At 67.1% G+C, this 26,020-nt stretch carries 24 protein-coding genes and 1 pseudogene; 18 read left to right on the top strand and 7 right to left on the bottom strand.

Translation table 11 applies throughout. From position 1 onward, the window contains the following. Positions 1-179: 179 nt before the first annotated feature. From ACOMG5_RS12425 to ACOMG5_RS12370, 12 genes are all read left to right on the top strand, one after another. Positions 180-1,415, top strand: coding sequence for a transporter substrate-binding protein (locus tag ACOMG5_RS12425; protein WP_420344122.1), 1,236 nt, complete (start codon positions 180-182; stop codon positions 1,413-1,415). A 20-nt stretch (positions 1,416-1,435) separates the two neighbouring features. Next, positions 1,436-2,302, top strand: a complete 867-nt coding sequence (locus tag ACOMG5_RS12420) for a branched-chain amino acid ABC transporter permease (protein WP_420344121.1) — start codon at positions 1,436-1,438, stop codon at positions 2,300-2,302. Between the two features lie 12 nt (positions 2,303-2,314). After that, positions 2,315-3,343 carry an ABC transporter permease subunit gene (locus ACOMG5_RS12415; protein ID WP_420344120.1) on the top strand — a complete coding sequence of 343 codons (1,029 nt, stop codon included), beginning with the start codon at positions 2,315-2,317 and terminating at the stop codon, positions 3,341-3,343. Continuing rightward, the gene (locus ACOMG5_RS12410) at positions 3,336-4,073 is read left to right on the top strand and encodes an ATP-binding cassette domain-containing protein (protein WP_420344119.1); all 738 of its coding nucleotides are present in this window, start codon (positions 3,336-3,338) and stop codon (positions 4,071-4,073) included. Before ACOMG5_RS12415 ends, ACOMG5_RS12410 begins: the two co-directional genes overlap by 8 nt. After that, on the top strand, positions 4,057-4,770 hold the full coding sequence (locus ACOMG5_RS12405) for an ABC transporter ATP-binding protein (RefSeq protein WP_420344118.1): 714 nt from the start codon (positions 4,057-4,059) through the stop codon (positions 4,768-4,770). The genes ACOMG5_RS12410 and ACOMG5_RS12405 overlap by 17 nt, the downstream gene beginning before the upstream one ends. 179 nt (positions 4,771-4,949) lie before the next feature. Further along, positions 4,950-6,464 carry an amidase gene (locus ACOMG5_RS12400; RefSeq protein ID WP_420344117.1) on the top strand — a complete coding sequence of 505 codons (1,515 nt, stop codon included), beginning with the start codon at positions 4,950-4,952 and terminating at the stop codon, positions 6,462-6,464. 49 nt (positions 6,465-6,513) lie between these two features. Next, positions 6,514-6,972 (top strand): urease accessory protein UreE, encoded by a 459-nt coding sequence (locus ACOMG5_RS12395; RefSeq protein WP_420344116.1) that lies wholly within the window; start codon positions 6,514-6,516, stop codon positions 6,970-6,972. Beyond that, positions 6,969-7,628, top strand: a complete 660-nt coding sequence (locus ACOMG5_RS12390; protein ID WP_420344115.1) for an urease accessory protein UreF — start codon at positions 6,969-6,971, stop codon at positions 7,626-7,628. Before ACOMG5_RS12395 ends, ACOMG5_RS12390 begins: the two co-directional genes overlap by 4 nt. Before the next feature lie 11 nt (positions 7,629-7,639). Further along, positions 7,640-8,314 (top strand): urease subunit beta, encoded by a 675-nt coding sequence (gene ureB, locus ACOMG5_RS12385; protein ID WP_420344114.1) that lies wholly within the window; start codon positions 7,640-7,642, stop codon positions 8,312-8,314. Beyond that, positions 8,311-10,014, top strand: a complete 1,704-nt coding sequence (ureC, locus tag ACOMG5_RS12380; RefSeq protein WP_420344113.1) for an urease subunit alpha — start codon at positions 8,311-8,313, stop codon at positions 10,012-10,014. Before ureB ends, ureC begins: the two co-directional genes overlap by 4 nt. Then, positions 10,011-10,616, top strand: a complete 606-nt coding sequence (gene ureG / locus ACOMG5_RS12375) for an urease accessory protein UreG (protein WP_420344112.1) — start codon at positions 10,011-10,013, stop codon at positions 10,614-10,616. Before ureC ends, ureG begins: the two co-directional genes overlap by 4 nt. Continuing rightward, positions 10,613-11,392, top strand: a complete 780-nt coding sequence (locus tag ACOMG5_RS12370) for an urease accessory protein UreD (RefSeq protein ID WP_420344111.1) — start codon at positions 10,613-10,615, stop codon at positions 11,390-11,392. The genes ureG and ACOMG5_RS12370 overlap by 4 nt, the downstream gene beginning before the upstream one ends. On the opposite strand, the gene ACOMG5_RS12365 is transcribed toward ACOMG5_RS12370, so the two are convergent. Further along, entirely contained in the window at positions 11,385-12,071 is a 687-nt protein-coding gene (locus tag ACOMG5_RS12365; RefSeq protein ID WP_420344110.1) for a cysteine hydrolase family protein, read from the bottom strand. The genes ACOMG5_RS12370 and ACOMG5_RS12365 overlap by 8 nt on opposite strands. A 3-nt stretch (positions 12,072-12,074) precedes the next feature. Further along, positions 12,075-13,526, bottom strand: a complete 1,452-nt coding sequence (locus tag ACOMG5_RS12360) for an amidase (protein ID WP_420344109.1) — start codon at positions 13,524-13,526, stop codon at positions 12,075-12,077. Between the two features lie 202 nt (positions 13,527-13,728). Here ACOMG5_RS12360 and ACOMG5_RS12355 point away from each other — a divergent pair, with 202 nt between their 5' ends. After that, positions 13,729-14,769 carry a substrate-binding domain-containing protein gene (locus ACOMG5_RS12355; protein WP_420344108.1) on the top strand — a complete coding sequence of 347 codons (1,041 nt, stop codon included), beginning with the start codon at positions 13,729-13,731 and terminating at the stop codon, positions 14,767-14,769. A 146-nt stretch (positions 14,770-14,915) separates the two neighbouring features. After that, positions 14,916-15,335: a MarR family winged helix-turn-helix transcriptional regulator gene (locus tag ACOMG5_RS12350; RefSeq protein WP_420344107.1), complete on the top strand. Its 420-nt coding sequence runs from the start codon at positions 14,916-14,918 to the stop codon at positions 15,333-15,335. 126 nt (positions 15,336-15,461) lie between these two features. Here ACOMG5_RS12350 and ACOMG5_RS12345 read toward each other — a convergent pair whose 3' ends face one another. After that, positions 15,462-15,866, bottom strand: a complete 405-nt coding sequence (locus tag ACOMG5_RS12345) for a hypothetical protein (RefSeq protein WP_420344106.1) — start codon at positions 15,864-15,866, stop codon at positions 15,462-15,464. Positions 15,867-15,969: 103 nt separating this feature from the next. After that, positions 15,970-16,056 (bottom strand): annotated as a pseudogene (locus ACOMG5_RS12340) (DeoR/GlpR transcriptional regulator); the annotation flags it as partial. A 385-nt stretch (positions 16,057-16,441) separates the two neighbouring features. On the opposite strand from ACOMG5_RS12340, the gene ACOMG5_RS12335 reads away from it, so the two are divergent. Further along, positions 16,442-17,662 (top strand): allantoate amidohydrolase, encoded by a 1,221-nt coding sequence (locus tag ACOMG5_RS12335; RefSeq protein ID WP_420344105.1) that lies wholly within the window; start codon positions 16,442-16,444, stop codon positions 17,660-17,662. Next, entirely contained in the window at positions 17,662-18,984 is a 1,323-nt protein-coding gene (locus ACOMG5_RS12330) for a glutamine synthetase family protein (RefSeq protein WP_420344104.1), read from the top strand. The genes ACOMG5_RS12335 and ACOMG5_RS12330 overlap by 1 nt, the downstream gene beginning before the upstream one ends. 10 nt (positions 18,985-18,994) lie before the next feature. On the opposite strand, the gene ACOMG5_RS12325 is transcribed toward ACOMG5_RS12330, so the two are convergent. The 3 genes from ACOMG5_RS12325 to glmU all read right to left on the bottom strand — a co-directional run bounded on the left by ACOMG5_RS12325 (position 18,995) and on the right by glmU (position 24,873). Then, positions 18,995-20,311 carry an anaerobic C4-dicarboxylate transporter family protein gene (locus ACOMG5_RS12325; RefSeq protein WP_420344103.1) on the bottom strand — a complete coding sequence of 439 codons (1,317 nt, stop codon included), beginning with the start codon at positions 20,309-20,311 and terminating at the stop codon, positions 18,995-18,997. Positions 20,312-21,726: 1,415 nt separating this feature from the next. Beyond that, positions 21,727-23,541 carry a glutamine--fructose-6-phosphate transaminase (isomerizing) gene (gene glmS, locus ACOMG5_RS12320; RefSeq protein WP_420344102.1) on the bottom strand — a complete coding sequence of 605 codons (1,815 nt, stop codon included), beginning with the start codon at positions 23,539-23,541 and terminating at the stop codon, positions 21,727-21,729. After that, a complete protein-coding gene (gene glmU / locus ACOMG5_RS12315; protein ID WP_420344101.1) occupies positions 23,542-24,873 on the bottom strand; it encodes a bifunctional UDP-N-acetylglucosamine diphosphorylase/glucosamine-1-phosphate N-acetyltransferase GlmU in 1,332 nt (443 codons plus the stop codon). A gap of 105 nt (positions 24,874-24,978) precedes the next feature. Here glmU and ACOMG5_RS12310 point away from each other — a divergent pair, with 105 nt between their 5' ends. Then, a complete protein-coding gene (locus ACOMG5_RS12310) occupies positions 24,979-25,641 on the top strand; it encodes an HAD-IA family hydrolase (protein WP_420344100.1) in 663 nt (220 codons plus the stop codon). Between the two features lie 70 nt (positions 25,642-25,711). Then, positions 25,712-26,020, top strand: a 309-nt coding sequence (locus ACOMG5_RS12305) for an MFS transporter (RefSeq protein ID WP_420344099.1), incomplete at its 3' end; no start/stop codon positions are given.

Raw genomic sequence — 26,020 nt, 5'->3', positions numbered from 1 at the left:
GGCAGGCCAAAAAGGCGCATTTTGGCCCGAATGACGCGCGCAAAATCATCGTGCGGGTGAAAATATCGCGTAAAAAATAATCGAAAAACAAATATCCTCCAATAGCGTTATTTCGATATTTGCGAATTCAAGCAAATTGCCTTTGATCGTGCCAATCCAAATCACCAAGGGCACTCGGAATGACCACGCTCAGCAGACGCAAATTCCTCTACACCACGGGTGCCGCTGCTGCGGCGACGCTGTCGGCGCCGCTGATCGCGCGCGCTGCCGGCGAGACGATCAAGGTCGGCTGCCTGCACGACCTTTCGGGCGCGCTCGACTCGGTCGGGGTGCCGATGAACCAGGTGCTGCAGCTCGCGATCAAGGACATCAACGACAATGGCGGCCTGCTCGGCAAGCCGGTCGAGGCGGTGGTCTACGACCCGCAATCGAACATGTCGCTCTATTCGCAATATGCCACGCAGCTTGCGCTGAAGGACAAGGTCGACGTCGTGATGGGCGGGATCACCTCGGCCAGCCGCGAAACCATCCGCCCGATCTTCCACCGCTACAACACCTTCTACTTCTACAACACGCAATACGAAGGCGGCGTGTGTGACCGCAACGAGATCACGCTTGGCACCACCCCGGCCCAGACGGTGAAGCGCGTCATCCCCTATGCGATGAACCTGTTCGGCAAGAAGGTCTATACGGTCGCGGCGGATTACAACTACGGCCATATCACCGCAGCCTGGGTGAAGCGCTATGTGGAGGAAAACGGCGGCGAGGTGATCGCGACCGAATTCTTCCCGCTCGACGTGGCGCAGTTCGGCCCGACGATCTCCAAGATTCAGGGCGCGAAGCCCGATTTCGTGCTCTCGGCCATGGTCGGCACTTCGCATCTGGGCTTCTACCGGCAATGGGCCGCTGCGGGCATGAAGGGGCAGATCCCGATCGTCTCGACCGTTTTCGGCGCGGGCGGCAGCGACCAGGTGATCCTGACGGCTGCGGAAAGCGACGGGCTGATCTCGTGCTTCGGCTATTTCGAGCAGATCGACAACCCGGTCAACAAGACCTTCCTCGAAAAGGTCGCCGCTGCCTATCCGGACAAGAAATGGGTGATGTCGGAAATCTCCGAGGTGACCTACGAGGGCATCATGATGTGGGCCGATGCCGTGCGCGATGCGGGCTCCACGAAGCGCGACCCGCTGCTGGAGGTGCTGACCTCGGGCAAGGTCTACGAGATGCCCGCGGGCAAGGTGAAGATCGACCCGAAGACGCAGCACGCGATCCGCGACGTCTATATCGCCGAATGCAAGGACCAGGTGTTCCAGATCAAGGAATCCTTCCCGGATTCGCAGCCCGAGGACACCCAGATGGTCTGCGACCTGATCAAGGATCCGAAGGCCAACAAGCACTACGAGATCAGCCTGTGATCTGAGGCCGGAGGACGGATATGGACTACACCCTCGTCGTTGCGCTGGAGATGGTCCGGGCGGTTGCCTGGCTCGTCCTGCTCGCATCGGGGCTCGCGATCATCTTCGGCATGATGCGGATCATCAACTTCGCCCATGGCGAATTCCTGATGCTCGGCGGCTATACCGTCGTGACCTCCACACATGCCGGCGTCAACGAATGGGTCGCCATTCTCGTCCTCGCCCCCCTCGTGGTGGGGATCTTCGGCATCATCGTGGAGCGGCTGGTAATCCAGTGGCTCTACGGACGCATACTCGACAGCCTCCTGGCCACATGGGGGCTGTCGATGCTGATGATGGGCGGCGTCACCATGGTCTTTGGCAATACCGTGCAGGGGGTGTCCACGCCCTTCGGCGGCATGAAGATTGGCGCCTATCAGATGCCCATCTACAATTTCGTGCTGATCGGCTTTGCGGTGCTGGTGCTGGTGGCGATCTGGTGCGTGCTGAAATTCACCAAGGCCGGGCTGATCGCGCGGGCCACGATGCAGAACGCCGATATGGCCGAGGCGCTCGGCATCCGCACCCGCTGGGTCTATATGACGACCTTCGGCATCGGCTCGGCCATCACCGGGCTTGCGGGCGGGCTCCTTGCCCCGGTGACGGGCGTGGTCCCGACCATGGGCATGAATCTGGTGGGCCAGAGCTTCATCACCGTCATCACCGGCGGCGCCTCGGTCATCGCGGGCACGCTGTCTTCGGCCGCGCTGCTGGGCACGATCAGCCAGGGCATGACCTTCCTGACCGGCCCGGTCTATGGCGACGCAGCCCTTCTGGTGGCCGCGCTCGTGCTGCTGCGGCTGCTGCCGCAGGGCATCACCGGCCGCATCTTCAAACGTTCTCTCTGAGGAGACCCACAGATGGAAAAGTCTGTGTTCCGGGATCCCGGCTTCTACGTCATGGTCGCGATCGGCATCGCCGCGATGCTGGTGCTGCCGGTGCTGCTCGACATGTTCACCATCATGCAGATCACCCAATATGTGGTGCTGGCCGTCTTTGCGCTGTCGCTGGGCTATATCTGGGGCTTCGGGGGTATCCTGAGCTTCGGCCAGGCGGCCTTCTTCGGCCTCGGCGCCTATACTTTCGCGGTGGCCTCGATCAACATGGGCGAGACCACGATCCCGCTGATCCTGTCTTTCGTGATCCCGACGCTGTTCGGCGCGGCGCTTGGTTACTTCATCTTCTACGGCAGGCTCTCGGACGTGTATCTCGGCGTGGTGACGATGGTGGTCACGCTGTTGTTCTGGAAGCTTGCGAACCATACCGCAGGGCCCGAATATGCCATTGGCGCCGCGCGTCTTGGCGGCTTCAACGGCATCCCCTCGATCCCGGGCATCAACATTCCCGGGGAGCCCGATGCGGTGCTGGACCCGGTGCAGATGTTCCAGGTGTTCATGGCCTTCCTGATCCTCGTCTATATCGGGCTGCGGTTTCTCATCGCCTCGGATTTCGGCCGGGTCTCCGTTGGCATCCGCGAGAACGAGACCCGCGCCGCGCTGCTGGGCTATGACGTGCGCCGCCACAAGCTGATCGTCTTCGCGATCGGCTCGGGCATTGCCGGGCTCGCCGGGGCGATGTGGGCGACGTATCAGGCCTTCATCGACCCGAACGCCTTCAGCATGGAAATGTCGGCCAAGGCGCTGGTCTGGGTGATGGCGGGCGGGGTGGGCACGCTGGTCGGCCCGATCATCGGGGTGATCATGCTGCAATGGCTCACGCTGCAGCTGGGCACGATGGAGCTTTTGAACAGCCTCGCGGTGCTGGGCGCGATCATGATGGTGCTGGTGCTGCTCCTGCCCAAGGGGATCGTGCCGACGCTGAAGAAGCTGATCGTGGATGCCTGGACGCTGCGCCGCCAGAAGAAGACCGGAGGCAAGGCCGATGAATGAGTGGAGCAATATCCTCGAGACCCGGGGCCTGACGATGCAGTTCGGCGGCGTCACCGCGGTCGACAAGGTGGATTTCAACCTGAAGGATGGCGAACTGCGCTGCCTGCTCGGGCCGAACGGGGCGGGAAAATCGACCTTCTTCAAATGCCTCACCGGGCAGCTGACCCCCACCGCGGGCAGCGTGACCTTCAAGGGCCAGGAGATGACGGGCTGGAACACCCACGACATCGTCAACCTCGGCATCGGCATCAAGACCCAGGTCCCGAATGTGTTCGACGGGATCTCGGTCTATGAGAATGTCCGGCTCTCGTCGCGGCGCAAGCATATGGCGGGCAAGGCGAAGGAGCTCGCCGAACGGACGCTGGAGCGCTGTGGCATCACCCATCTGGCGAAGCGCGAGGTGGGCTATCTTTCGCATGGTCAGCGCCAGCTGGTGGAGCTTGCGATGGTGCTGGCGGCGGAGCCCGCGCTGATCCTGCTCGACGAGCCCGCCGCGGGCATGACCGGCGAAGAGCGCGACCGGCTGGCGCGGCTGGTTCTGGAATCGGCGCGCTCGGCCGCGGTGATCGTGGTCGAGCACGACATGGTCTTCATCCGGCAGATCGCGAAATTCGTCACCGTGTTCAACCGCGGCGCGATCTTCCGCGAGGCGATGATCGACGAGATCATGGCCGACCGCGAGGTTCAGGAAATCTATCTGGGGAAACAGGCCAATGTCGCATCTGCTTGAGGTATCGGGCCTGTCGGCGGCCTATGGGCTGGTGCCCGCGCTGCACCGGGTCGACATGCACGCGGCGCGCGGCGAGGTGGTGGGGGTGCTCGGCCACAACGGCATGGGCAAGACCACGCTGATGCGCGCGATCATGGGCTATGTGAAGGTCACCGGCGGCGATATCCGCTTCGAGGGGCAGTCGATCCTCGGCGCTTCGGTGAATGCGCGGGCGCGGATGGGGATCGGGCTGGTGCCGCAGGGGCGGCAGATCTTCCCGAACCTGAGCGTGGAGGAGAACCTGCAGGTCGGCATTCCGGGCAGTGCGGCCGTGGTCTCGCAGACGGTGGAGGAGATGCTGGAGCTGTTCCCGCGGCTGAAGCGCCTGCTCGACCGGCGCGGCGGGGCGCTCTCGGGGGGCGAGCAGCAGCTCCTTGCGCTCGCGCGCTGCCTGTGCCGGCGGCCGAAGCTGATGCTGCTCGATGAGCCGACGGAGGGGATCCAGCCCTCGATCATCGACGAGATCTCCGAAACGCTGGCCGCGCTGACGCAGAAGATCGACATCACCATCGTGCTGGTGGAGCAGAACCTGGAATTCATCGCGGGCCTGTCGAAGCGGGTCTATGCGATTTCCAACGGGGTCCTGGAAAAGGAGATCCCGCGCGCGGAGCTGACCGACTCGCGCTCGGTCAGTGCTTTCATGGGCTTCACCGCCTGAACCCGGATAACCGGCGAACCGCCTTCCCCTGCCGCGCCTGCGGCAGGGACCGTCCCCGCATGGCCCGCGCCATTCCCGGACACCCCCCGCGCGGGGCCTCCCCCGCGCAAGACAGCCAGCGCAGGCCTGCCTGCGCACGAAAACCGCGCGGCGCGGCCGCGCAAGCAAAGGAGCCTATCATGGCAGTCAAGCTTCCCAATGACGCCCAGCTGGCCGACGTGGCCGAACGCCTGGGCATGAGCCTCTCCGAGGCGGATATCGCCTCTTTCAAGGGGCTGATGGCGGGCTATGTCGCGGCCTATAACAAGGTCGACCGGATGATCGACCCGCTGCCCGAGGTGAAATACCCCCGCACCCCGGGCGTGCAGCCGCCGCTGGCCGACAACCCGCTGAACGCCTGGTATGTGAAATCCACCGTTCAGGGCGCGCCGGAGGGCAAGCTGAAGGGCCGCACCGTCGCGCTGAAGGACAATGTGATGCTCGCGGGCGTGCCGATGATGAACGGCTCCTCCACCCTCGAGGGCTACATTCCGAACGTGGATGCGACGCTGGTCACGCGACTTCTGGATGCGGGGGCGACGATCCTCGGCAAGGCGCATTGCGAGTGCTTCTGCATGTCCTGCGGCAGCCATACCTCGGCGCTCGGCCCGGTGTGCAACCCGCATGATCCGACGCGCTCGGCCGGCGGCTCCTCTTCGGGCTCGGCGGCGCTGGTCGCCAAGGGCGAGGTGGATATGGCCATCGGCGGCGATCAGGGCGGCTCGATCCGGATGCCCTCGGCCTTCTGCGGCACGGTGGGGATGAAACCCACCCACGGCCTCGTGCCCTATACCGGCGTGGTGCCGATCGAGATCACCATCGACCATGCCGGGCCGATCACCGCCACGGTGGCCGACAATGCGCTGATGCTGGAGGTTCTGGCCGGCCCCGATGGCTATGACAGCCGCCAGATCGACGTGAAGGTCTCCGCCTATACGGAGGCGCTCGGCAAGCCGGTGAAGGGGATGAAGGTCGCGATCCTGAAGGAGGGCTTCGGCCATCCGGAATCCGAGCCGGAAGTGGATGCCAAGGTGCGCGAGGCGGCAAAGCGGCTCGCCGATCTCGGCGTGACGGTGGAAGAGGTGTCGATCCCGATCCACCTCGACGGCCCGGCGATCTGGACCCCGATCGGGCTGCAGGGCCTGACACAGACGATGATGCTCGGCGATGGCTACGGCACGTCGCGGCCCGATCTCTATGTCACCAGCTTCATGGATTTCCACCGCGGCTGGCGCGAGCGGGCGGATGAGCTCTCGGAGACGCTGAAGCTCGGCATGCTGTTTGCCCAGTTCGCCGACGACCAGTACGGCAAGCGCTACTATGGCAAGGCCTTCAACCTGACCGCGACGCTCCGCGCGGCCTATGATGCGGTCCTGGCCGATTACGATGCGCTGCTGATGCCCACCGTGCCGAAGCTCGCGACCCCGCTGCCGGGGCCGGATGCCTCGCGCGAGCTGATCATCCAGCGCGGCTTCGAGATCCTGCAGAACACCGCGCCCTTCGACATCTCCCACCATCCGGCGCTCTCGGTGCCCTGCGGCCTCGTCGATGGCCTGCCGGTGGGGATGATGCTGGTGGGCAAGATGTGGGACGAAAGCACGCTCTACACGCTGGGCGATGCCTTCGAGAAATCGGGCGACTGGAAACAGTTCTGAGCGCCTTCGCCCCGGCTCCGGCCGGGGCGGGCCTGGAGGGAGAAGATGGATGGACGGGCCATTGATGCTCGAGCGTGTGCTTGGGCACGCGAAGGATGCCGACTGGCACGACCGGCTGCATGCGCTCGAGCATCTGGGCGGGCTGGAGCAGGTCTCGATCCCGGAGGCGGAGGCCGCGCGCAAGCGCTTCCGCATCGCCACCGATCGCGGCCGCGATTGCGCGATCGCGCTGCCGCGCGACCAGATGCTGATGGATGGATCGGTGCTTTATTGCCGCGACGGGCTGGCCATCGTGGCGCGGATCGACGGCGGCGCGCGGATGCGGCTCGTGCCCGCAACCGTGGCGGATGCGCTGCGGCTCGGGCACTGGTGCGGCAACCTGCACTGGAAGGTGGTGTTTGGCCCGGGCTGGATGGATGTGGTGCTGGATGGGCCCGAGGCGCGCTACCGAGAGCGGCTGCGCGATCTGGCGGGGCTTGCGCGCTTCACCATAGAGGATCCGCCATGAGCGCGGACCCGCTCGCGGTCCTGCGCGCGCTGCAATTCGCCGACAGTGGCTTTCCAAGCGGCGTTTTCGCCTTCTCCTGGGGGCTGGAGGGGGCGCTGGCCGAAGGCCGGGCCGATCCGCATGGCCTCAGGGACTGGGTCCGCGCGGAGCTGCATGGCCGCTGGTTCCGCGCCGAGCGGATCGCATTCGCGGGCGGCTTCCGTCTGCGCGGCGCGGCGCTGCGGGGCTGGTTTGCAGAGGTGGACACGCTGATGCCGGTAGAGCGCGCGCGGCAGGACTCGGTTCAGGCGGGGGCCGCGCTTTTTGCTTCGGCGCGGGCGCTGCGGATCGCGCTCGATCCGGGGGCTGTTGCGGCAGAGGCCGATGGCACCGGCCATTTTGCGGTGGTGCATGGGCATCTGCTGGCGGTGGCGGGGCTCGATCTGCCTTCGGCGCTCGCGGCCTCGGGCTTCGGCATGGCGCGCGGGGCCTATTCGGTTGCGGTGCGGCTCGGGGCCGTGGGCGCGATTGCCATGCAGCGCGACCTTGCGGCCCTCGCCCCCGAGATCGCCGAGCTGGTTCAGGTGCCGGAGCCGGATGCGCTGCCCGCGGGCTTCGCGCCCCTCTCCGATATCGCCCTGATGCGGCCCCGGGCGGGGCGGCTCTTCGTCAACTGAGGGAGGATCCCATGCATCTGACGCCGACCGAAGCCGAACGGCTCACGATTTTCACCGCGGCCGAGCTGGCGCGGCGCTATCTGCGCCTCGGCATCCGGCTCTCGCATCCGGAGGCGGTGGCGCTTCTGGCCGATGAGCTGCTCACCGTGGCGCGGCTGGGCTACAGCCATGCCGATATCGTCAGCCATGCGGCGAGCGTGCTGCGCACCGAGCAGGTGGAGCCGGGCGTTGCCAGCCTGCTCAACACCTTCTCGGTCGAAGTGTCGATGACGGAGGGGACGAAGCTCGTCACCGTCTTCGATCCGATCCAGCCCGCCGCGGGCGAAATCCGCCCGGGCGAGGTGATCCCGGCGGAGGGCGAGATCGAGCTGAATGCCGGGCGCGAACGGCGGGTGATCACCGTGCTCAACAGCGGCGACCGCACCATCCAGGTGCGCAGCCATGCGCATTTCTTCGAGGTGAACCGGGCGCTGAAATTCGACCGCGAGGCGGCCTTCGGCATGCGGCTGGACCGGCCTTCGGGCGGCGGCGAACGCTTCGATCCGGGGATCGAGAAGGAGGTCACGCTGGTGCCCTATGGCGGGCTGCGGGTGGTGCATGGCTTTGCGGGCCTCACCGAAGGGCCGGTCGCGGGGGGGCTGCCGGCGGCAATGGCGCGGGCGCGGGAGAAGGGGTATCTGGAATGAAGCTCACGCGGGCGGAATATGCGCGGCTTTATGGGCCGACGGCGGGCGACATGGTGCGCCTGGGCGATACCTCCCTCCTGGCGGAGATCGAGGCCGACCACACCCATTACGGCGACGAGCTGACCACCGGCGCAGGCAAGGTGATGCGCGATGGCGAGGGCTTCCGCACCACCGGAACGGCGGCGGCGGGCGCGCTCGACATGGTGATCCAGAATGCGGTGATCATCGACGCGGAGCTTGGCATCGTGAAGGGTGACATCGGCATCCGCGATGGCCGGATCGTGGGCATCGGCAAGGCGGGCAACCCCGATATCATGGAGGGGGTGGACCCGGATCTGGTGACCGGGCCCAATACCACCGTGGTCCATGGAGACAATCATTTCGTCACCGCGGGCGCGATCGAGGCGCATGCGCATTTCCTCTCGCCCCAGCAATCCTGGCATGCGCTGGCGGGCGGTACGACGACGATGATCGGGATGTCGCCGGGGCCGAATTTCGATGTGAGCTGCTCGGGGCCGAACACGCTCGGGCGGCTGATCCAGGCCGCGGATGAATACCCGCTGAATTTCGGCTTCCTCGGGCGCGGCTGCTCGGACCCGGAGGCGGTGGCCGAGAGCGTCTCGGGCGGGGCGCTCGGGGTGAAGATCCACGAGGATTTCGGCGCCTCTCCGGCGGTGCTGGACGGATCGCTGAGCGCGGCGGACCGGGCCGATTTCTCGGTGCATCTGCATACCGACACGATCAACGAATTCGGCTTCTATCAGGATACCATGGCCGCGATCGCGGGCCGCACCATCCATATGTATCACACCGAGGGCGCGGGCGGAGGCCATGCGCCCGATATCCTCGCGGTGAACGGCTTTGCCAATGTGCTGCCCTCCTCCACGAACCCCACCAACCCGTTCACGCGCTCTGCGCTGGAGGAAGGGGTGCCGATGACGATGCTCGCGCATATGATGAGCTTCGATCTGCTGGAGGATGTGGCCTTCGCCGAGGCGCGGATCCGGCCGCAATCCATGGCGGCCGAGGACATCTTGCACGACATGGGCGCGATCTCGATCTTCGCCACCGATACCCAGGGCATGGGGCGGCTGGCGGAGAACGTGGCCAAATGCTGGCAGCTGGCTTCGGTGATGAAGGACCGCGTGGGCCGGCTGCCCGAGGAAAAGACCGCGCGCGCCGACAATGAGCGGATCCTGCGCTATATCGCGAAATACACGATCAACCCGGCCATCGCCGCCGGGATCGACCATGAGGTGGGCACCATCGCGCCGGGCAAGATGGCCGATATCGTGCTCTGGCCCTTCGCCTTTTTCGGCGCGAAGCCCGATCTGGTGATCAAGGGCGGCACCATCGTCTGGGCGACGATGGGCGATGGCAACGGCAGCTTCGCGGGCGCGCAGCCGCTGGTGCACCGGCCGATGTGGGGCGCGCTCGGGGCGGCGAAGCATCGCCTGGGCGTGACCTTCGTGTCGCGGCTCGCGATCGAGGCGGGCACCCATGCGAAGCTCGGCGTTCAGAAGGCTTTCGTGCAGATCCGCTCGGTGCGCGCCCTCAGTAAGCGCGACATGCTGCGCAACGCGGCGCTGCCCGATGTGCAGGTGGATCCGCAGACCTTCGCGGCCACGGCGGACGGCGTGCCCCTGGTGGTGGAGCCGGCCGACAATGTTCCTCTCGCGCGGAGGTATTTCCTGCGATGACGGCGGCACGGGTAGGGATCGGCGGGCCGGTGGGTTCGGGCAAGACGGCGCTGATCGAGGCGATGCTGGGCGAGCTTGCGCGTCAGGGCATCGACACTGCGGTGATCACCAACGATCTGGTGACGGACGAGGACGCCGAGCGGCTGCGCCGGGGCGGGCAGCTGCCGCCCGACCGGGTGCGCGCGGTGCAGGCCGGGGCCTGCCCGCATACAGTGATCCGCGAAGACCCGACGCTCAACATGGCCGCGGCGGACCGGCTGGAGGCGGATTATCCGGGGCTCGATCTCATCTTGCTGGAATCGGGCGGGGATAACCTGGCCTCCACCTTCTCGCCCGATCTGGTGGATTTCTGGATGTTCGTGATCGACGTGGCGGGGGGCGACGACATCCCGCGCAAGAAGGGGCCGGGGATCTTGCAATCGAACCTTCTGGTGATCAACAAGGTGGATCTCGCGCCCTATGTGGGGGTGGATTTCCCGGTGATGCTGCAGGAGGCGGAGCGGGTGCGGGGCGGCGCGCCGGTGCTGCCGACGGTGTGCCGCACCGGGCAGGGCGTGGCCGACGTGGTGGCCCATCTGCGCCGCGAGGTCCTGTTCAAATGACGCGCGCAGCAGTGCCCGAGCGCCCGCAGGTGGCGCTCGGCTTCGGGATCGCGCCCGATGGCGGCACGGCGATCGTGTCGCGCCATGTGGAGTGGCCGTGGTCCTTGCCGCGCGGCTACCGGCGGGCGGGCGTGCTCGGGCCGCTGACGGTGCTGCCGCAATGCGCGGGGGCGGCGCTGCTGCCCGGCGATCACTGGCGCCACCGGATCGAGCTTTTGCCCGGCGCGCAGGTGGATCTGATCAGCGCGGGCGCGCTTCTTGTGCATGCCGATGCGCGCGCGCCCCGTGCCGGGCGGGCCGATTGGCGGCTGCGGGTGGCGGCGGGGGCGTTGCTGCGCCATGTGCCCGATCCGGTGGTGCTGATGCCGGGCGCCCGCATGGAGCAACGCATCGAGCTGTGCCTGGAGCTCGGGGGGCGGGCCGTGCTGTTCGACGGCTTCTGCCGGCAGCGGCCCGATGCGCCCGATATGGGCGGGCTGTGGCAGAGCGCGCTGCGGGTGAGCGATCCGGAGGGCCGGGTGCTGCTGCAGGACCGGCAGGCGGTGTCCGAGGCCGAGCTTCTGCGCCTGCGCGCGCTGCCGGGGGCGCCGGTGGCCTTCGGCTCTGCGCTGGTGATTGGCGGGGCGGGGCTGCCGGAGGGGGCGCTCGATCTGCCCGGCTGCCATGCGGCGGTGGGGGCGCTGCGCGGCGGCGCGGGCACCATGGTGCGGATCGCGGCCGCGAGCGGCGGCGCGCTCGACCGCGCCTTCCATGCGCTGCGCGCGCGGCTCAGCTAGCTCTGCCGAGCGCCGCGATCACCTCCTCCGCGGAAGCCACATCGGCGAACAGGGTCAGCATGTTCACCAGCGTCGCATTGTGCTCGGCGTCGCTGAGCGTGGCATTGGCATCGGCCACATAGATCACCTCATAGCCATATTGCATCGCGTCGCGCGCGGTGGATTCGCAGCAGCAGTTGCTGAGCGTGCCGGTGATGATCAGCGTGCGGATCCCGTGCTCGCGCAGCCAGCGCGGCAGCTCCGAAGTGCCCTCGGTAAAGGCGCTGTAGCGGGTCTTGTCAGTGATGAAATCCGCTTCGGCCACGTCGAGCTCCGGCCAGAGCTGCAGGTCTGCCGCGCCGGGCGCGAACACGCGCTGCTGCTCCTCCGCTTCGGCCGGGTCCAGAAACCGCTCGTAGAACAGCCGCCAGGCCAATGGGTCTCCGGGCAGCCAGGCGAAGCGGGTGAACGCGACCTTTCCGCCCGCCGCCCGCAGCGCGGCCGAAATGGCATTGACCGCGGGCACCACGGCGCGGGCCTGCGGGACCTCCAGCAGCGCGCCCTCGCGCAGGAAGCCGTTCTGCAGGTCGATCACCACATGCGCGGTGGTCGCAGGGTCCAGGCGGCTCAGGAAGCTCCGTGCGCCGCGCCGGTGTGCGGCGCGGGCGCGGATCTCGGCGGTGATGTCGATCCGGTGCATCGCTCAGCTCTGGAAGGGCGCGAGGTCGGGGCGACGGGTGTGCCAGTCGGTCATGCGCTGGAAGGCGGCGCCCACCTGGAAAAGCAGCGGCTCCGAGAGCGCCTTGCCCATCAGCTGGAAGCCGATCGGCGCGCCGCGGCCATCGAAGCCGCCGGGCAGGGTCAGCGCGGGATAGCCGGTGAAATCGGCGGGTGCCGTGAATTTCAGCAGATCGCCGAGGTTCTCGTTCGAGGGGCCGGCGGAGGGGGCGCCGTAAGGATTGTCGATCTCCGGCAGGGGGGCTGCGGTGACCGGCAGGATCACCATATCCACCCCCGCCATCGCCCGCGCGACCATCCCGTTGTAAACCAGCCGCCATTGCAGCGCGGCGCCCACATCCTTCGCGCCGAGGCCAAGGCCGAAATCGAGAAGCGAGGTCAGCTGCGGCCCATAGCCCGCGCGCTGTTCGGGGAAGCGCCCGGCATGGGCCAGCGCCACTTCGATGGCGCAGAGCACCGACCATTGCTCGGTGGAGTCGCCCGGCCAGGGGAAGGCGATGGGCACGATTTCCGCGCCGAGCGCCTCCAGAGCACTGAGCGCATCGGAAAGGACGGCGGCGGTCTCGGGCGCGGCGGCCTCGAGCACGGCTGCCCGGTCCAGCCCGATCCGGACGCCGCGGATGGGCCCGGCGCAGGCCGCGAGGTAATCGGGCACCGGCGCGGTCAGCGCGGTCGGATCGGCCGGATCCGCACCCGCCATCGCCGTGAGCATCGCAGCGCAATCCGCCGCGGTGCGCGCCATCGGCCCGACGTGATCGAGGCTGTCTGCGAGCGCGAAGACGCCATGGCGGCTGACCCGGCCCCAGGTGCCCTTCATGCCGGTGATACCGCAGCTGGCGGAGGGGAACCGGATCGAGCCGCCGGTATCCGATCCCGTCGCGCCGAAGCACAGCCCCGCCGCCACCGAAACCCCCGAGCCCGAGGAGGACGAGCCAGCCCAGCAGGCCGGGTTCCAGGGGTTCTTCGGCACCGGCATATCGGGGTGATGGCCCGAATAGGCGCCCTCGGTCATGCCGAGCTTGCCGAGGATCACCGCGCCGGCCTGCTGCAGGCGCGCGGTGACGGTGGCGTTGCGCCCGGTCTCATGGCCGCGCAGCAGCGCGAGCCCGGCCGATGTCGGGGCGAAATCGGTCTCGCACAGATCCTTCAGCGCGAGCGGGACGCCATGCAGCGGGCCGCGGTCCAGCCCCTGCGCGCGCTCCCGGGTCGCGGTTTCCGCGGCTTCGAGCGCATGCGCGCGCGAGACCGCGATATAGGCCGAGAGCTTCGGATCGAGCGCATCGACCCGTGCGAGCACCGCCTCCGTCACCTCCAGCGGCGTCGCGGCGCCACGCGCGATGACGGCGCTGATTTCCAGCAAAGACAGATCCGGGAGCGCTCGCGTGGACAGGTTCACGGGTTTGGTCGGCGCGTTCATGGCATCCTCGTTTGTTTCCTTGACGGTAATAGAAAAGGAAACAAAAGAAACAGACAATAAAATAACGATCCGAACGTAAGGGACGGTGAATTTGTGTCTTTGGCCCGATAAAGCTGATCAAAGAATGTGCATTTGAATTGTGGAGCGGTAGGGAACCTGCACAGGATTTGCGAGGGTTCCCAACTTTTGCAAAGTTTGGTCCATGAAAATCGGGTTGATCCTCTCACATGACGGGCTGGCGGGGCTCTGGACACTCGGGTGCCAGGGCGGGGCGATCCTTGCCGCGGCGGAGCTGAATGCCGGTGGCGGGGTGCTTGGCCGCGAGATCGAGATCGTCCATGTGGATTCCGGCGAGACTGCGCGGAGCGCCTTCCATGCGGCGCAGCGCCTCGCGATCGACGAGAATGTGGATGCGGTGATCGGCCTGCAATCGAGCGATCTGCGCCCGGCGGTGCGGCGCGGGATCGGCGGGCTGGCGCCCTATATCTATACCCCGCATTACGAAGGCGGCTTTTGCGGCCCCGGCACCGCCACCCTCGGCATCACCGATGGCGAGGTGCTGATCCCAAGCCTCGAGTGGATGTGCACCCACCGCAGGGCGCGGCGCTTCTTCTTCGTGGGCAACAATTACATCTGGCCGCGCGTGGCCCATGGCACCACGGAGAATGCGATCCGGATGATCGGTGGCGATCTGATGGGCGAGGCCTTCCTGCCGTTCGGGCTGCGCGACTATACCGAGACGCTGCAGAGGATCGAGCGTACGCGGCCGGATGTGGTGGTGGTGGCGATGCTGGGGGAGGATTCGGTCTGCTTCAACCGCGCCTTTGCCGAAGCCGGGCTGAGCCGCCGCACGATGCGGCTGAACCTGGCTTTCGATGAAACCCAGCTGCTCGGGGTGTCTGAGGAATATTCCGAAAACCTGTTCGCCGCGCAGGCCTATTTCGATAGCAGCCGCGGCCTTGGCCGCGACGCGCTGGCCGAGAAATACGAAAGCTGCTTTTCCGGCGACCGGCCCGGCATGACCGCGAATGCCGTGAATTGCTACGATGCGATCTATCTGGTGGCGGCTTTGGCGCGCCAGATCGGGCGCGTGGACGGGCATCTGATGGCGCGGTTCTTACGCGCCCGGCTGCCGCGCGACAGCGCCTACCGCCTGATCGGGCGCAGCGATGCCGATGCGCGGGTCCGTCTGGCCGAGGCGGATGGCGTGCAGTTTCAGGTGCGCGATACCTTCATCGCCTGAGCGCGGGCGAGGATCTGGCGGGAGGATATGCCTGCCCCTGTTGATGCAGGGGCACAGTTTTTCAGGACTTTTCGATTGCCGTGGCTTTACCTTTTTGAAACTGCTACTATCGTAACGTGTAATACGGATATGTCACGGATATTGTCATGGCGGATCAGAAGTTTACCGAGCAGCTTGGCTATCTCATTGCGCGCGCCAACCGGCTGATCGAGGAAGATCTGGCGAAGCGGCTGCAGCCCGGCGGCATCGCGGTCGAGCAATTCCGTGTGTTGAAGTCGCTGGAGCAGGATGGCCCGATGGCGATGGGGCATCTGGCCGAGCGGGTTCTGGTCGAACCGGCCACGCTGACCAAGATCATTGACCGGATGGTGCGGGAGAACCTCGTGTTCCGGGTGCCCGATGAGAAGGACCGCCGCAAGGTGCGGGTCGCGCTTGCGGGCGCGGGCGTCGCCATGTGCCGGCAGCTGCATGAGGTGTCGGGCGATCATGAAAAGCACATTGCCGAGACGTTCAGCGGCGATCAGTTGCAGCAGATGCGCCGGATCCTGTCCGAACTCGGGGGCTGAACGCGCTCAGCCTTCCTGCGCAGCCGCCAGCGCGGTCGCGATGGCGGCAGGTGGCTCTGCGTCGCTGATCAGGACGTCGATCTCCACCCAGGGCGCGATCCGCGCGAGCGCGGGGCTGCCGCACTTCTAGTGATCGACCAGCAAGGCAGTCTGGTCTGGCTGCCGGATCATTGCGCGGTGGGCGCCGGCGGCCTGATCGTCGATGTCATGCGCGCCCGCGGCATCAATCCCGCTCGCGCCGATGCTAGCCCAATTGGCGCGATAGCTGCCCAGCTCCACCAGCGTCTGGGGACGATAGACATAGCGCTCAGCCGGGAGCGGGCGGCCGCCGAGGCAGATCATCTGTATAGCACTGTTCTCGCACAGTGCCGCCGCGAGGGTATGGTCGTTCGTGATCGCGGTGATGGCGCTGCAGGTGGCGGCAATGTGGCGGGCTGTGTGCCAGGCGGTGGCGCCGCTGCCGATCATCACCACCTCATTGCGGGCGATCCGGCTGGCCATGAGCGCGGCGATGCGGTCGCGCCGCCACATGCATTTTCTGGCGCTCGGCGAGAGGGGCTTTCTTGCGGAACGGGCGGGCGGCGCCGCCGTGGGTTCGGCGCAGAAGGCCCCTGCGGTCGAGCTCGATTAGGTCGCGGCGGATGGTTTCGTGCGAAACGCCGAGAATCAGGGAGAGCTCGGAGGCGCGTAGCGCAGGCGTCTCATTGAGCGCGGCGAGGATGTGGTCCTGGCGCAGGAGCCTGCTGCGGAGGGGCGGGTCGGGCTAGGGTATCGCCAAGTCGATCTCATTGAGCGCAGCATCCGGAAGTTCGGATTGTTACATACTATATTGATAGTAAAATATTCAATAATGCAATAACGACGGTTCTGAAGCTGTGGCGTGACGATGGATTTTTATGCATCTTCGTGATGTCCGCCTGGGCGACCGGCATTTCCCCGGCGGAGCACGGGAGAAGGCTGCCGCGGCCGGCCCTGCGCAGCCGCGCGCTTCGGCCCCGGCGCGGCTCTTGCTTCGTGATCCACCAATTCTTGCCTTGCGGCATCTGCCCTCTGTGCCTGTCTCCCCGGGTGGCTAAGCTCCTGCCGAGCTACAGAAGGACTGCCCGATGCCGGATGCTTTGCTGGATATGATCGACCGTTTTGCCGGCATCGGCGGAAGCCCGGGCGGCGGGGTGCGGCGGCTGACCGGCAGCGCCGAAGATGGCGCCGCGCGACGCCTGTTCGCGCAGGAGGCGGAGCAGCGCGGGGCTGTGGTGCATGTCGACCCGGTCGGGAATATGTTCGCCACCTTCGCCACGGCGCCCGCCGCGGACACGACGGTACTTGTCGGATCACATCTCGACAGCCAGCCGACGGGCGGGCGGTTCGACGGCGCCTATGGCGTGCTCGCGGGGCTCGATGCGGCGGCGGCGCTGGCGGCGGAGGGGGGGCTGCGGCACAATCTTACGGTGGTCAACTGGACCAACGAGGAGGGCGCCTGCTTTCAGCCGAGCCTGACCGGAAGCTCCGTCTATACCGGGAAATACACGCCCGATTTCGCGCTCGGCCTCGCGGACCGCATGGGCCGCAGCCTCGGCGCTTGTCTGGAGGATATCGGGTTTCGTGGCGCAGAGCCCTTCCCGCTGCGGCCGCTGCGCTATCTGGAGCTGCATGTCGAGCAGGGCGCGGAGCTGGAGGACAAGGGCTTGCGGATCGGGGCGGTCACCACCTCCTGGGCCGCGCGCAAGATCACCCTGTGCTTCACCGGGGTGCCCGCGCATACCGGGCCCACGCCGATGGGGCGGCGGCGCGATGCGCTGCGGGCGGCGGCCTGGGCGATTACCGAGTTCCACCGGCTGCTGGAGGCGGAGGCGGCGGAGGTGCTGCTGCACTGGTCCGCGGCGAAGATCGTGGCCGAGCCTGACAGCCCGAATGTGGTCGCCTCCCGCGTGACCGTCTGGTTCGAGATCCGCAACCCCGATCTGGCGGTGGCGGATGCGGTGGGGGCGCGGTTTCTGGCCGCGATCGGGCCCGGGGTGGCGGCGTTGGGCATCGGTCAGGAGGTCTTGGGCGATGAGGCGCGCGCGGGCACGGCGCTCGATCCGGAGGGCGTCGCGGTGACGCTGGAGGTCGCGCAAGCGCTTGGTTTGCCCGCGACCGCGATGCGCACGATTACCGGCCATGATGCGCTGGCGCTGCAGGCGCTGGTGCCGAGCACGCTGATTTTCGTGCCGAGCGTGGACGGGCTGAGCCACAATGAGGCCGAGCTGACCCTGCCCGAGGACTTGCTGAACGGCGCTGCTGTCCTGCGCGGGGTTCTGCGCCGGTTTGCGATGGAGGCGGCGTGATGGATTTCGCCGCAGCCCTCTCCGAGGCCGGGATGCAGGAGGTCCATCTCGGGATCTTCGATCTCGATGGTATCTTCTGCCACAAGCTGGTCCCGGCGGCGAAGGCCGCGAAGCTGGCCAAGGCCGGGTACAGCTTTTGCGACGTGATCCACGCCTGGGACAGCGCCGAGCGCACCTGGGACGACCACAGGACCTATATCGACCGCCCCGCCAGCATCGATACCGAGACCCTGCGGCAATGGCCGTTCGGGCCGGGGGCGGGGGTCTGCATCGCGGATTTCACCGGCGCGTTCGGCGCTCATTCGCCCCGGAACCAGCTGCGCAGGCAGCTCGGGCGCGCCGCCGACATGGGCTTTGCGGTGCATGCCGCTTTCGAATTCGAATTCTTCCTGCTGCAGGAGACCGCGGACAGCCTGCGCGCGAAGGACTGGCGTAACCTCGAGCATTTCGCGAAGGCGAACCGGACCTATTCGCTGAAATCCGCAGCCCAGCATGGCGCCCTGTTCGACGGGCTGCGCGCGGTGATGGCCACGCTCGGGATCGGGCTCGACAGCCTGCACAGCGAGCTCGGCCCGGGCTGCTTCGAGGCGCCGCTGGCGGTGGCCGAAGGGATGCGGGCGGCGGATGATGCGGCGCTGTTTCGTAATTTCGCCAAGGCCTATTTCGCCCGCAACGCGCTGACGGCGGTGTTCATGTCGAAGCTCGATCCGGAGCTTTCGGGGCAATCGGGGCATTTCCACATTTCGCTGCGCGACCGCCAGGGCGCGCCGGTGTTTGCAGACCCGTCTGCGCCGCAGGGCCTGTCGCAGACGGCGCCGCATTTTCTGGGCGGGCTCATTGCGCTCATGCCCGAGATGGTGGTGCTCACGGCGCATACCGTGAATGCCTACAAGCGCATGGTGCCCGGTGCCTGGGCGCCGACCTGGGCGAGCTGGGGCGTGCAGAACCGGACCTGCGCGGTGCGCATCATCAACGATGACCCGCAGGCGACGCGGCTCGAATTCCGGGTGCCCTCGGCCGATACCAACCCGCATGCGACGATGGCGCTGTGCCTCGCGGCCGGGCTCTGGGGCGTGGAGACCGCGGCCGAGCCGCCGCCCGAGACCACCGATTGCGCCTATGACCTGGCGCCGCCGCCCGGGCTCGGCTTCCCGCGCGACCTGATCGCGGCGGCGGACAGGCTTGAGGCGAGCGACACCGCCCGCGCCCTGTTCGGCGATGTATTCGTCGATCATTTCGTGCGCTCGCGGCGGTTCGAGGCGGCGGATTATCTGCGCGAGGTGACGCCCTGGGAACTGCGCCGCTATCTGGAGCTGGGCTAGGCGCGGGCCTTCAGAACAGGAGCACCGCGATCAGAAGTCCCGCGCCGACGGAGACGGCGGTGCAGATCAGCACCGGCGGCAGGAAAGAGTGGTTGATGATGAAGGCGCCGAGGCGGGTGGTGCCGGTCTTGTCGATCTCCACCGAGGCGAATTGCGCGCCGTTCACCGGCAGGAAGAACACTCCGATCACCGCAGGCCAGAGCGCAACCAGAATGGCGGGCGGGATCCCCACGGCGAGGCCCAGCGGAATGATCGACAGCGTGGCGCTGGACTGGCTTGCGGTCACGGCGGCCACGGCGAAGAGCGCCGCGCCGAGGATCAGCGCGCGGTCGTGGATGGAGCCGTCGAAGGCCGCGGCGAGGAGATCTGCATGCGCGCTGAGCAGCGTGCTCGCCATCCAGGCCACGCCGAACAGGGTGACGATCGCCGAGAGCCCGAGACAGAACAGCGGGCTTCGCGGGATATCCGCCGCGCGGACCTTGCACAGCGCCACGATTAGGGCTGCGGTCGCGAGCATGACCATCTGGATGAACTGCGCCATATCCAGTGCGACGGGGTTGCCACGGAGGGTGACGGCGGGTTTGATGCCGGTGAAGCCCGAGAACATGATCACCGCGAGCCCCAGAGTGAAGATCAGCGCCGAGCGCTTCCCGGCCGGGTGCGGGGGCGGCGCGATGCGGACGAGGGGCTGCGGGGCGATGGCGCCGGCCGCGCAACGCCGCCGGAACTCCGGATCGTCCTCCAGCTCCCGGCCCAGGCGGTTGGTGATGAAGGCGCCGACGAGGATGGCCAGGACCGAGGCGGGCACCACGATCGTGAGAATATTGCCCAGCGTGAAGCCCCATGGCGCGAGCAGCCCGACCATGGCGATGGTGGCCGCAGAAACCGGGCTTGCGACCAGCGCGAGCTGGCCCGCTGTCGCCGAGAGCGCGAGCGGCCGTTCGGGGCGGACACCCGCAGTATAGGACACCTCGTAGATGACCGGCAGCAGCGAGCAGAACACATTGCCGGTGCCCGCGCCGGCGCAGAGAACATAGGTCGCCAGCGGGGCGATATAGGTTACCCGGGAGGGTGAGCGGCGGATCAGCCGCTCGCTGAGGGATACCATGAAATCGAGCCCGCCCGCGAGCTGCATCGCGCCGCCCGCCGTTACCACGGTGAGGATGATCAGCATCGCCGATACCGGCGCGGGGCCCGGGGCGAGGCCGAATGCGAGCACGAAAACCAGGACGCCAAGGCCGCCGAACAGGCCGATGGAGACCCCCTTGAAATGAACGCCGACAGCGATGACTGCGAGGAAGATGGCTGCCTGTACGGCGAGGATCATCAGGCGGAAACTCCGGAGGCGAACGGGCGGGCGGTCGAAATCGGTGCGGTAAAAGGCCGGGAAAACATGCCCCGATCGCAGGCATGCGACAAGGGCGAAGGCCCCGCTGCGGCGGATGGCGGGGCGGGCTTCCGGCACAGTGCCCGTTTCCCGTGCTCAGGGGCGAAGCTGCTCGCCTTTCTGGAGGAGCGCGCCTGTGGGGCCTGCCGGGCAGCTTTGCCGCTGGCAGCGGGCCGCTGCGGATGAAGGATCTGTGGAGGGGCTTCGTGCGCCTCCGGACGGGGCGGATGCAGCCGCTGAGTACCCTGCACAGGCGCGCGCAGGAAGGTGGTCTGGGGTGGGCGCGCCGCGCGCAGGCCCCGGGCAGGTGGGGCCCACTGCGCGTTCCCAGAGGGCTAAAGGGAAATACGCATCCGAACGCGCACGCACGGATGTGCGAGGCCGTTCCGCTTTTCTGGTATCGGGCATTGCGGAGGCCTTTCGAGCGATACGCGGGTGGCGCAGGGGCGACTGCGCCTGAGGGCTCGCGGGAAGATGTGTCGCCACCCGAGACCTTGCCGGGGCGAAACGGTGCGGAGCGCGAGCGCTGACAACGTCCGCAGAGGCCCGGGCTCGCGTCCGCTATGGCAAGCTCCGATACTGCCATGCGGGAATGGATGTCCGGCCGGAGCGATCTTTGCGCTCCGTGATCAATGCCGGGCTGGCGCGAATGGCCGGTGACTTGGACAAGACCATGATGCGCCCGGAGTGATCTGTCCGGGCGCATCATCGGGACCGGGCTGTAGATCTGGATGCCGGTGTGCTGGCAGGGCGGGCCGGTCGCATGCCACCTCCAAACCCGTTGGATTCGGCAGGAAAAAACCGGGCGTATCACCGGTTCGGTGTCGGTCCCCGATTGGGCCGCAGCCCTGCAAAGCCACTACCCGCCGCCGGACCGTGCTGGCTTTCGCCGACGCCGGTATCGTCCGGAGCCGGGCCAGGGCGTGGCCTGTAAAAATCGCTGGCGCTTTCTGCCATCCGCGCGTTTCGGAGCACGTTCCGCAGGCTCTCAGAGGCAGAGGCTGACATCGATTGACGGATGCATGTGCTGACGCCCGATCATCCGAGTGCCTGCGCCTCCGGGGCGTCGTTGTGCGGTGTCATGCTTGCGCAAGCAATCAATACGAATCCGATATTTTCAGAGCACGACGCTCCGTTGGCGCTGGTCCGATCGGGTTCCAGAGCGCCCGGAGCGCCAGAAATGGAACGGAAAACAGCCTTTCCCGAAGCGGTATCCGTCAGGATAGGTCAATCTTTCCCGCCTGGGCCCGAAGCTCACGGCGTGTGGCGTCGATGAGGCCGTGCCGCCGGGCAGGAGGCCCGGCAGCAGCAACCTTATCGACGCCTTTGTCGCGAACCAGCCGCAGGCCTGCGCGCTATTCCACCGTCACCGATTTCGCGAGGTTGCGCGGCTGGTCCACATCCGTCCCTTTCGCGATCGCCGTATGATAGGCGAGGAGTTGCGCCGGGATCGCATAGAGGATCGGCGCGAAGGGCTCGGCGACTTCGGGCATCCTCAGCGCCTCCCACACCCCTTCGGAGGCGACCGCCAGCCCCTTCGCATCGGAAATCAGCAGCACCTTTCCGTGGCGCGCCATCACCTCCTGCATGTTCGAGACGGTCTTGTCGAACAGCCGGTCATGCGGTGCGAGGACGATCACCGGCACCGAACGATCTATCAGCGCGATCGGCCCGTGCTTCAGTTCACCTGATGCATAACCTTCGGCGTGTATATAGCTGATTTCTTTAAGCTTCAACGCGCCTTCCAGCGCCAGAGGGTACATCGGCCCGCGGCCGAGGAACAGGATATCCTGCGCTTCGGCCAGCCGCTCGGCGAGCTTCGCCACCGGGCCGGAGGCGGAAATCGCCGCATTCATCAGCCCGGGCAGCGCGCGCAGCGCCGCTACATGGCCAGCCAGATCCTCGGGCGAGAGCCGCCCGCGATCCACGCCCGCCTTCAGCGCCAGCACCGCCAGCACCAGCAGCTGGCAGGTGAAGGCCTTGGTCGAGGCCACGCCCACCTCGATCCCGGCCAGGATCGGCAGGGCCACATCGCTCTCCCGCGCGATCGAGGAGGTCGCCACATTCACCACCGCGACGGTCTTGGCGACCTTCTCCTGGCAATAGCGCAGCGCGGCCAGCGTATCGGCGGTCTCGCCCGACTGGCTGACGAACAGCGCATAGCTGTTGGCGGGCAGCGGCGGCTCGCGGTAGCGGAACTCAGAGGCCACGTCGATCTCGCAGGGCAGGCCCGCAATCTGCTCGAACCAGTATTTGGCCACCGAACAGGCATAGAAGGCGGTGCCGCAGGCCACCAGCGTCAGCCGCTCCAGCCCGGCAAAATCCAGCCCCTCGGGCAGGTTGATGCGGTCGCCCGGCAGGTAATGGGCCAGCGCGTCGCCCAGCACCACCGGCTGCTCGGCGATCTCCTTGGCCATGAAATGCTTGTAGCCCGCCTTTTCCACCCGCGTGGCGCCCAGGTCGATCCGCGCCTCGGCCCGGTTCGCCCGGCGGCCATCGGCATCGTGGATCTCCACGCCCGCGCGCGTCACGAAGGCATAGTCGCCCTCCTCGAGATAGACGATCCGGTCGGTCAGTGGCGCCAGCGCGATCGCATCCGAGCCCACATACATTTCGCCGGTGCCATGGCCGATGGCCAGGGGCGAGCCGCGCCGCGCGGCGATCATCAGGTCGTCCTCACCCTCGAAGATCCACAGCAGCGCGAAGGCGCCCTCCAGCTTCTTCAGCGTGGCCACGGCGGCCTCGCGCGGGGCCAGGCCGCGGTCCATGTACATCCGGGTCAGCAGGGCCACGGTCTCGGTATCGGTCTGGGTTTCCGCCAGCAGCCCGGCCGCGGCCAGCTCTTCGCGCAGCTCGCGGAAATTCTCGATGATGCCGTTGTGTACCACCGCGACATGGCCCGACATATGCGGATGGGCATTGCCCACCGTGGCCGCGCCATGGGTCGCCCAGCGGGTATGGCCGATGCCCGCCTTGCCGGGCAGAGGCTCGTGCACGAGCAGGTCGGAGAGGTTCGCAAGCTTGCCGACGGCGCGGCGCCGCTCCAGCCGGCCCTGGTTCACCGTCGCGATCCCGGCCGAGTCATAGCCGCGATATTCCAGCCGCTTCAGGCTTTCGACCAAGATCGGCGCGACCTCGTGGTGGCCAAGAATTCCAATGATCCCACACATTTATCGGCCTTTCTTCGCGCGCAACATCTGAAACAGTTTGGCAGCCATTCCGGGCTTTATCACCTGCCGGGCGCGCCCGAGCGCAATCGCCCCCGCAGGCACGTCCTCGGTGATGGTGGAGCCTGAGCCCGTCAGCGCCCCGTCGCCCACCGTGACCGGCGCGACCAGCATCGTATCCGAGCCGATGAAGGCATTGGCGCCGATCGTGGTGCGGTGCTTGAACACGCCGTCATAATTGCAGGTCACGGTTCCGGCGCCGATATTCGTGCCTTCGCCCACATCGGCATCGCCGAGATAGGTCAGATGTCCGACCTTCACGCCCTCACCCAGGATCGAATTCTTCACTTCGACGAAATTGCCGACATGCACATCCTCGGCCAGCTCCGCGCCGGGGCGCAGCCGGGCAAAGGGGCCTACCGTCGCGCCGCGCGAGATATGGCAGCCTTCCAGATGGCAGAAAGCCTCGATTCTGGCGCCCGATTCCACCGTGACCCCGGGGCCAAAGACCACATTCGGCCCAAGGCTCACATCGCGCCCGAGATAGGTATCGAGCGCGAAATACACCGTCGCCGGATCGGTCATGGTGACGCCGTTTTCCTGCGCCTCAGCGCGCATCCGGGCCTGGAACAGGGTCTCGGCGCGCGCAAGCTCGGCGCGGGTGTTGATGCCCAGGGTCTCCGCCTCGGGGCAGGTTACCACAGCCGCGGCAAGGCCCTGCGCGCGGGCGGCGGCAACGATATCGGTCAGATAATATTCGCCCGCGGCGTTGTCATTGCCAAGTCCGGTGACGAGCTCCGTCAGAACCCCGGCATCGCAGCATATAACGCCGGAATTACAAAGCGATATGGCGCGCTCTTCATCCGATGCATCCTTGTATTCGACAATCCGCTCCAGCGCCGCGCCATGGGTGATCAGCCGCCCGTAGCGGCCCGGATCCGCCGCCTCGAAGCCCAGCACCGTCACATCCGCCGGGCTTTGCGCCAGCAGCTCCAGCGTTTCGGGGCGGATGAAGGGCGTATCGCCATAGAGCACGATCGCGCGCCCCTCGAAGCCTTCGAGCGCGGGCAGCGCCTGCGCGACCGCGTGCCCCGTGCCCAGCTGCTCGGCCTGCAGCACCACCTGCACCTCCGGGTCGATCTGGCGCACCGCCTTCGTCACCTGCTCGGCGCCATGGCCCGCGACGACGATCACGATCTCGGGCTCCAGCGCGCGCCCGGCGGCCAGCGCATGGGCCACCAGCGGCGCCGCCCCGAGCCGGTGCAGCACCTTCGGCAGGTCGGAGTTCATGCGGGTGCCTTGACCCGCAGCAAGGACGATCAGCGCAATGGCCATTGGGAATGCCTTTTCTTCTGCTCCCAGCCGTTTTACCGATGCCGTATCTGGCCGCAAGCCTGCGTCCATCACACTATCTTTCGCGGTGTTACGAAGGGAACGGAAATGCGCACGGTGGTCTTCGATCTGGATGGCACGCTGGTCGATACGTCGGCCGATCTGATCGCGGCGGCGAATGCCTGCTTCCGCGCGCGCGGGCTCGCGGATCAGCTGGACCCGCAGGCCGATGCGCCGACGGCCTTCCATGGCGGGCGCGCGATGCTGCGGCTGGGCTATGGCCGGGCGGGGCTGCCCGAAGCGCTGGCCGATGCGGATTACCGGCCGCTGCTCGATCATTACGCGCAGGATATCGCCCGCCATTCGCGGCCCTATCCGGGGGCGGTCCCGGCGGTGGAGGCACTGCGCGCGGCGGGCTTCCGCACCGCGATCTGCACGAACAAGCCGGAATGGCATGCGCGGCGCCTGGTGGAGGCGCTCGGGCTGATGGAGATGTTCGATGCGTTGATCGGCGCCGATACGCTGCCCGTGCGCAAGCCGGATCCGGCGCCGTTCCGCGCCGCGGTTGCCGGGGCCGGGGGCGACGCCGCGCGCGCGATCCTGATTGGAGATACCGCGACCGACCGCGAGACTGCGCGCGCCGCCGGTGTCGCTTCCGTCCTCGTCACCTTCGGGCCCGAGGGGCAGGCGATTGCGCGGCTTGAACCGGAAGCGTTGCTCGATTATTACGCGGACTTGCCAGAGTTAGCCGAACGCTTGCTTCCAGTCTGACGGGTTTTCCATGTCTTCCGTTTCGTCCCCCGCGCCGCAGTCGCGTCGCGCCATCATTTTTGCGCTTCTGGTGGTTTTCATCGATATCGCCGGTGTCGGGCTGATCCTGCCTGTGATGCCGCGCCTGATCGAGAGCGTGGGCCATGTCGGGCTGGACGATGCGGCGCGCTATGGCGGCTGGCTCTTCGCGGCCTTCAGCCTGGCGCAGTTTCTCTGCGCGCCGTTCATGGGCGCGCTGTCGGACCGGGTCGGGCGGCGGCCGCTGCTTCTCCTCGCCATCGGCGGGCTCGGGCTGGATTACGTCCTGCATGCGCTGGCGCCCACGCTCGCCTGGCTGTTCGTGGGCCGGATCATCGCCGGCGTCTGCGGCTCCTCCTAT

It is taken from the genome of Paenirhodobacter sp. (genome assembly GCF_041916475.1).
Taxonomy (GTDB): Bacteria; Pseudomonadota; Alphaproteobacteria; order Rhodobacterales; family Rhodobacteraceae; genus Rhodobacter.
This window is presented reverse-complemented; position numbering and strand designations above follow the sequence as displayed.

Bases quoted from the DNA above. Each gene is read 5' to 3' on its own strand.
- ACOMG5_RS12425 (WP_420344122.1), top strand. From the start codon at position 180: ATGACCACGCTCAGCAGACGCAAATTCCTCTACACCACGGGTGCCGCT.
- ACOMG5_RS12420 (WP_420344121.1), top strand. From the start codon at position 1,436: ATGGACTACACCCTCGTCGTTGCGCTGGAGATGGTCCGGGCGGTTGCC.
- ACOMG5_RS12415 (WP_420344120.1), top strand. From the start codon at position 2,315: ATGGAAAAGTCTGTGTTCCGGGATCCCGGCTTCTACGTCATGGTCGCG.
- ACOMG5_RS12410 (WP_420344119.1), top strand. From the start codon at position 3,336: ATGAATGAGTGGAGCAATATCCTCGAGACCCGGGGCCTGACGATGCAG.
- ACOMG5_RS12405 (WP_420344118.1), top strand. From the start codon at position 4,057: ATGTCGCATCTGCTTGAGGTATCGGGCCTGTCGGCGGCCTATGGGCTG.
- ACOMG5_RS12400 (WP_420344117.1), top strand. From the start codon at position 4,950: ATGGCAGTCAAGCTTCCCAATGACGCCCAGCTGGCCGACGTGGCCGAA.
- ACOMG5_RS12395 (WP_420344116.1), top strand. From the start codon at position 6,514: ATGGACGGGCCATTGATGCTCGAGCGTGTGCTTGGGCACGCGAAGGAT.
- ACOMG5_RS12390 (WP_420344115.1), top strand. From the start codon at position 6,969: ATGAGCGCGGACCCGCTCGCGGTCCTGCGCGCGCTGCAATTCGCCGAC.
- ureB (WP_420344114.1), top strand. From the start codon at position 7,640: ATGCATCTGACGCCGACCGAAGCCGAACGGCTCACGATTTTCACCGCG.
- ureC (WP_420344113.1), top strand. From the start codon at position 8,311: ATGAAGCTCACGCGGGCGGAATATGCGCGGCTTTATGGGCCGACGGCG.
- ureG (WP_420344112.1), top strand. From the start codon at position 10,011: ATGACGGCGGCACGGGTAGGGATCGGCGGGCCGGTGGGTTCGGGCAAG.
- ACOMG5_RS12370 (WP_420344111.1), top strand. From the start codon at position 10,613: ATGACGCGCGCAGCAGTGCCCGAGCGCCCGCAGGTGGCGCTCGGCTTC.
- ACOMG5_RS12365 (WP_420344110.1), bottom strand. From the start codon at position 12,071: ATGCACCGGATCGACATCACCGCCGAGATCCGCGCCCGCGCCGCACAC.
- ACOMG5_RS12360 (WP_420344109.1), bottom strand. From the start codon at position 13,526: ATGAACGCGCCGACCAAACCCGTGAACCTGTCCACGCGAGCGCTCCCG.
- ACOMG5_RS12355 (WP_420344108.1), top strand. From the start codon at position 13,729: ATGAAAATCGGGTTGATCCTCTCACATGACGGGCTGGCGGGGCTCTGG.
- ACOMG5_RS12350 (WP_420344107.1), top strand. From the start codon at position 14,916: ATGGCGGATCAGAAGTTTACCGAGCAGCTTGGCTATCTCATTGCGCGC.
- ACOMG5_RS12345 (WP_420344106.1), bottom strand. From the start codon at position 15,866: ATGTGGCGGCGCGACCGCATCGCCGCGCTCATGGCCAGCCGGATCGCC.
- ACOMG5_RS12335 (WP_420344105.1), top strand. From the start codon at position 16,442: ATGCCGGATGCTTTGCTGGATATGATCGACCGTTTTGCCGGCATCGGC.
- ACOMG5_RS12330 (WP_420344104.1), top strand. From the start codon at position 17,662: ATGGATTTCGCCGCAGCCCTCTCCGAGGCCGGGATGCAGGAGGTCCAT.
- ACOMG5_RS12325 (WP_420344103.1), bottom strand. From the start codon at position 20,311: ATGATCCTCGCCGTACAGGCAGCCATCTTCCTCGCAGTCATCGCTGTC.
- glmS (WP_420344102.1), bottom strand. From the start codon at position 23,541: ATGTGTGGGATCATTGGAATTCTTGGCCACCACGAGGTCGCGCCGATC.
- glmU (WP_420344101.1), bottom strand. From the start codon at position 24,873: ATGGCCATTGCGCTGATCGTCCTTGCTGCGGGTCAAGGCACCCGCATG.
- ACOMG5_RS12310 (WP_420344100.1), top strand. From the start codon at position 24,979: ATGCGCACGGTGGTCTTCGATCTGGATGGCACGCTGGTCGATACGTCG.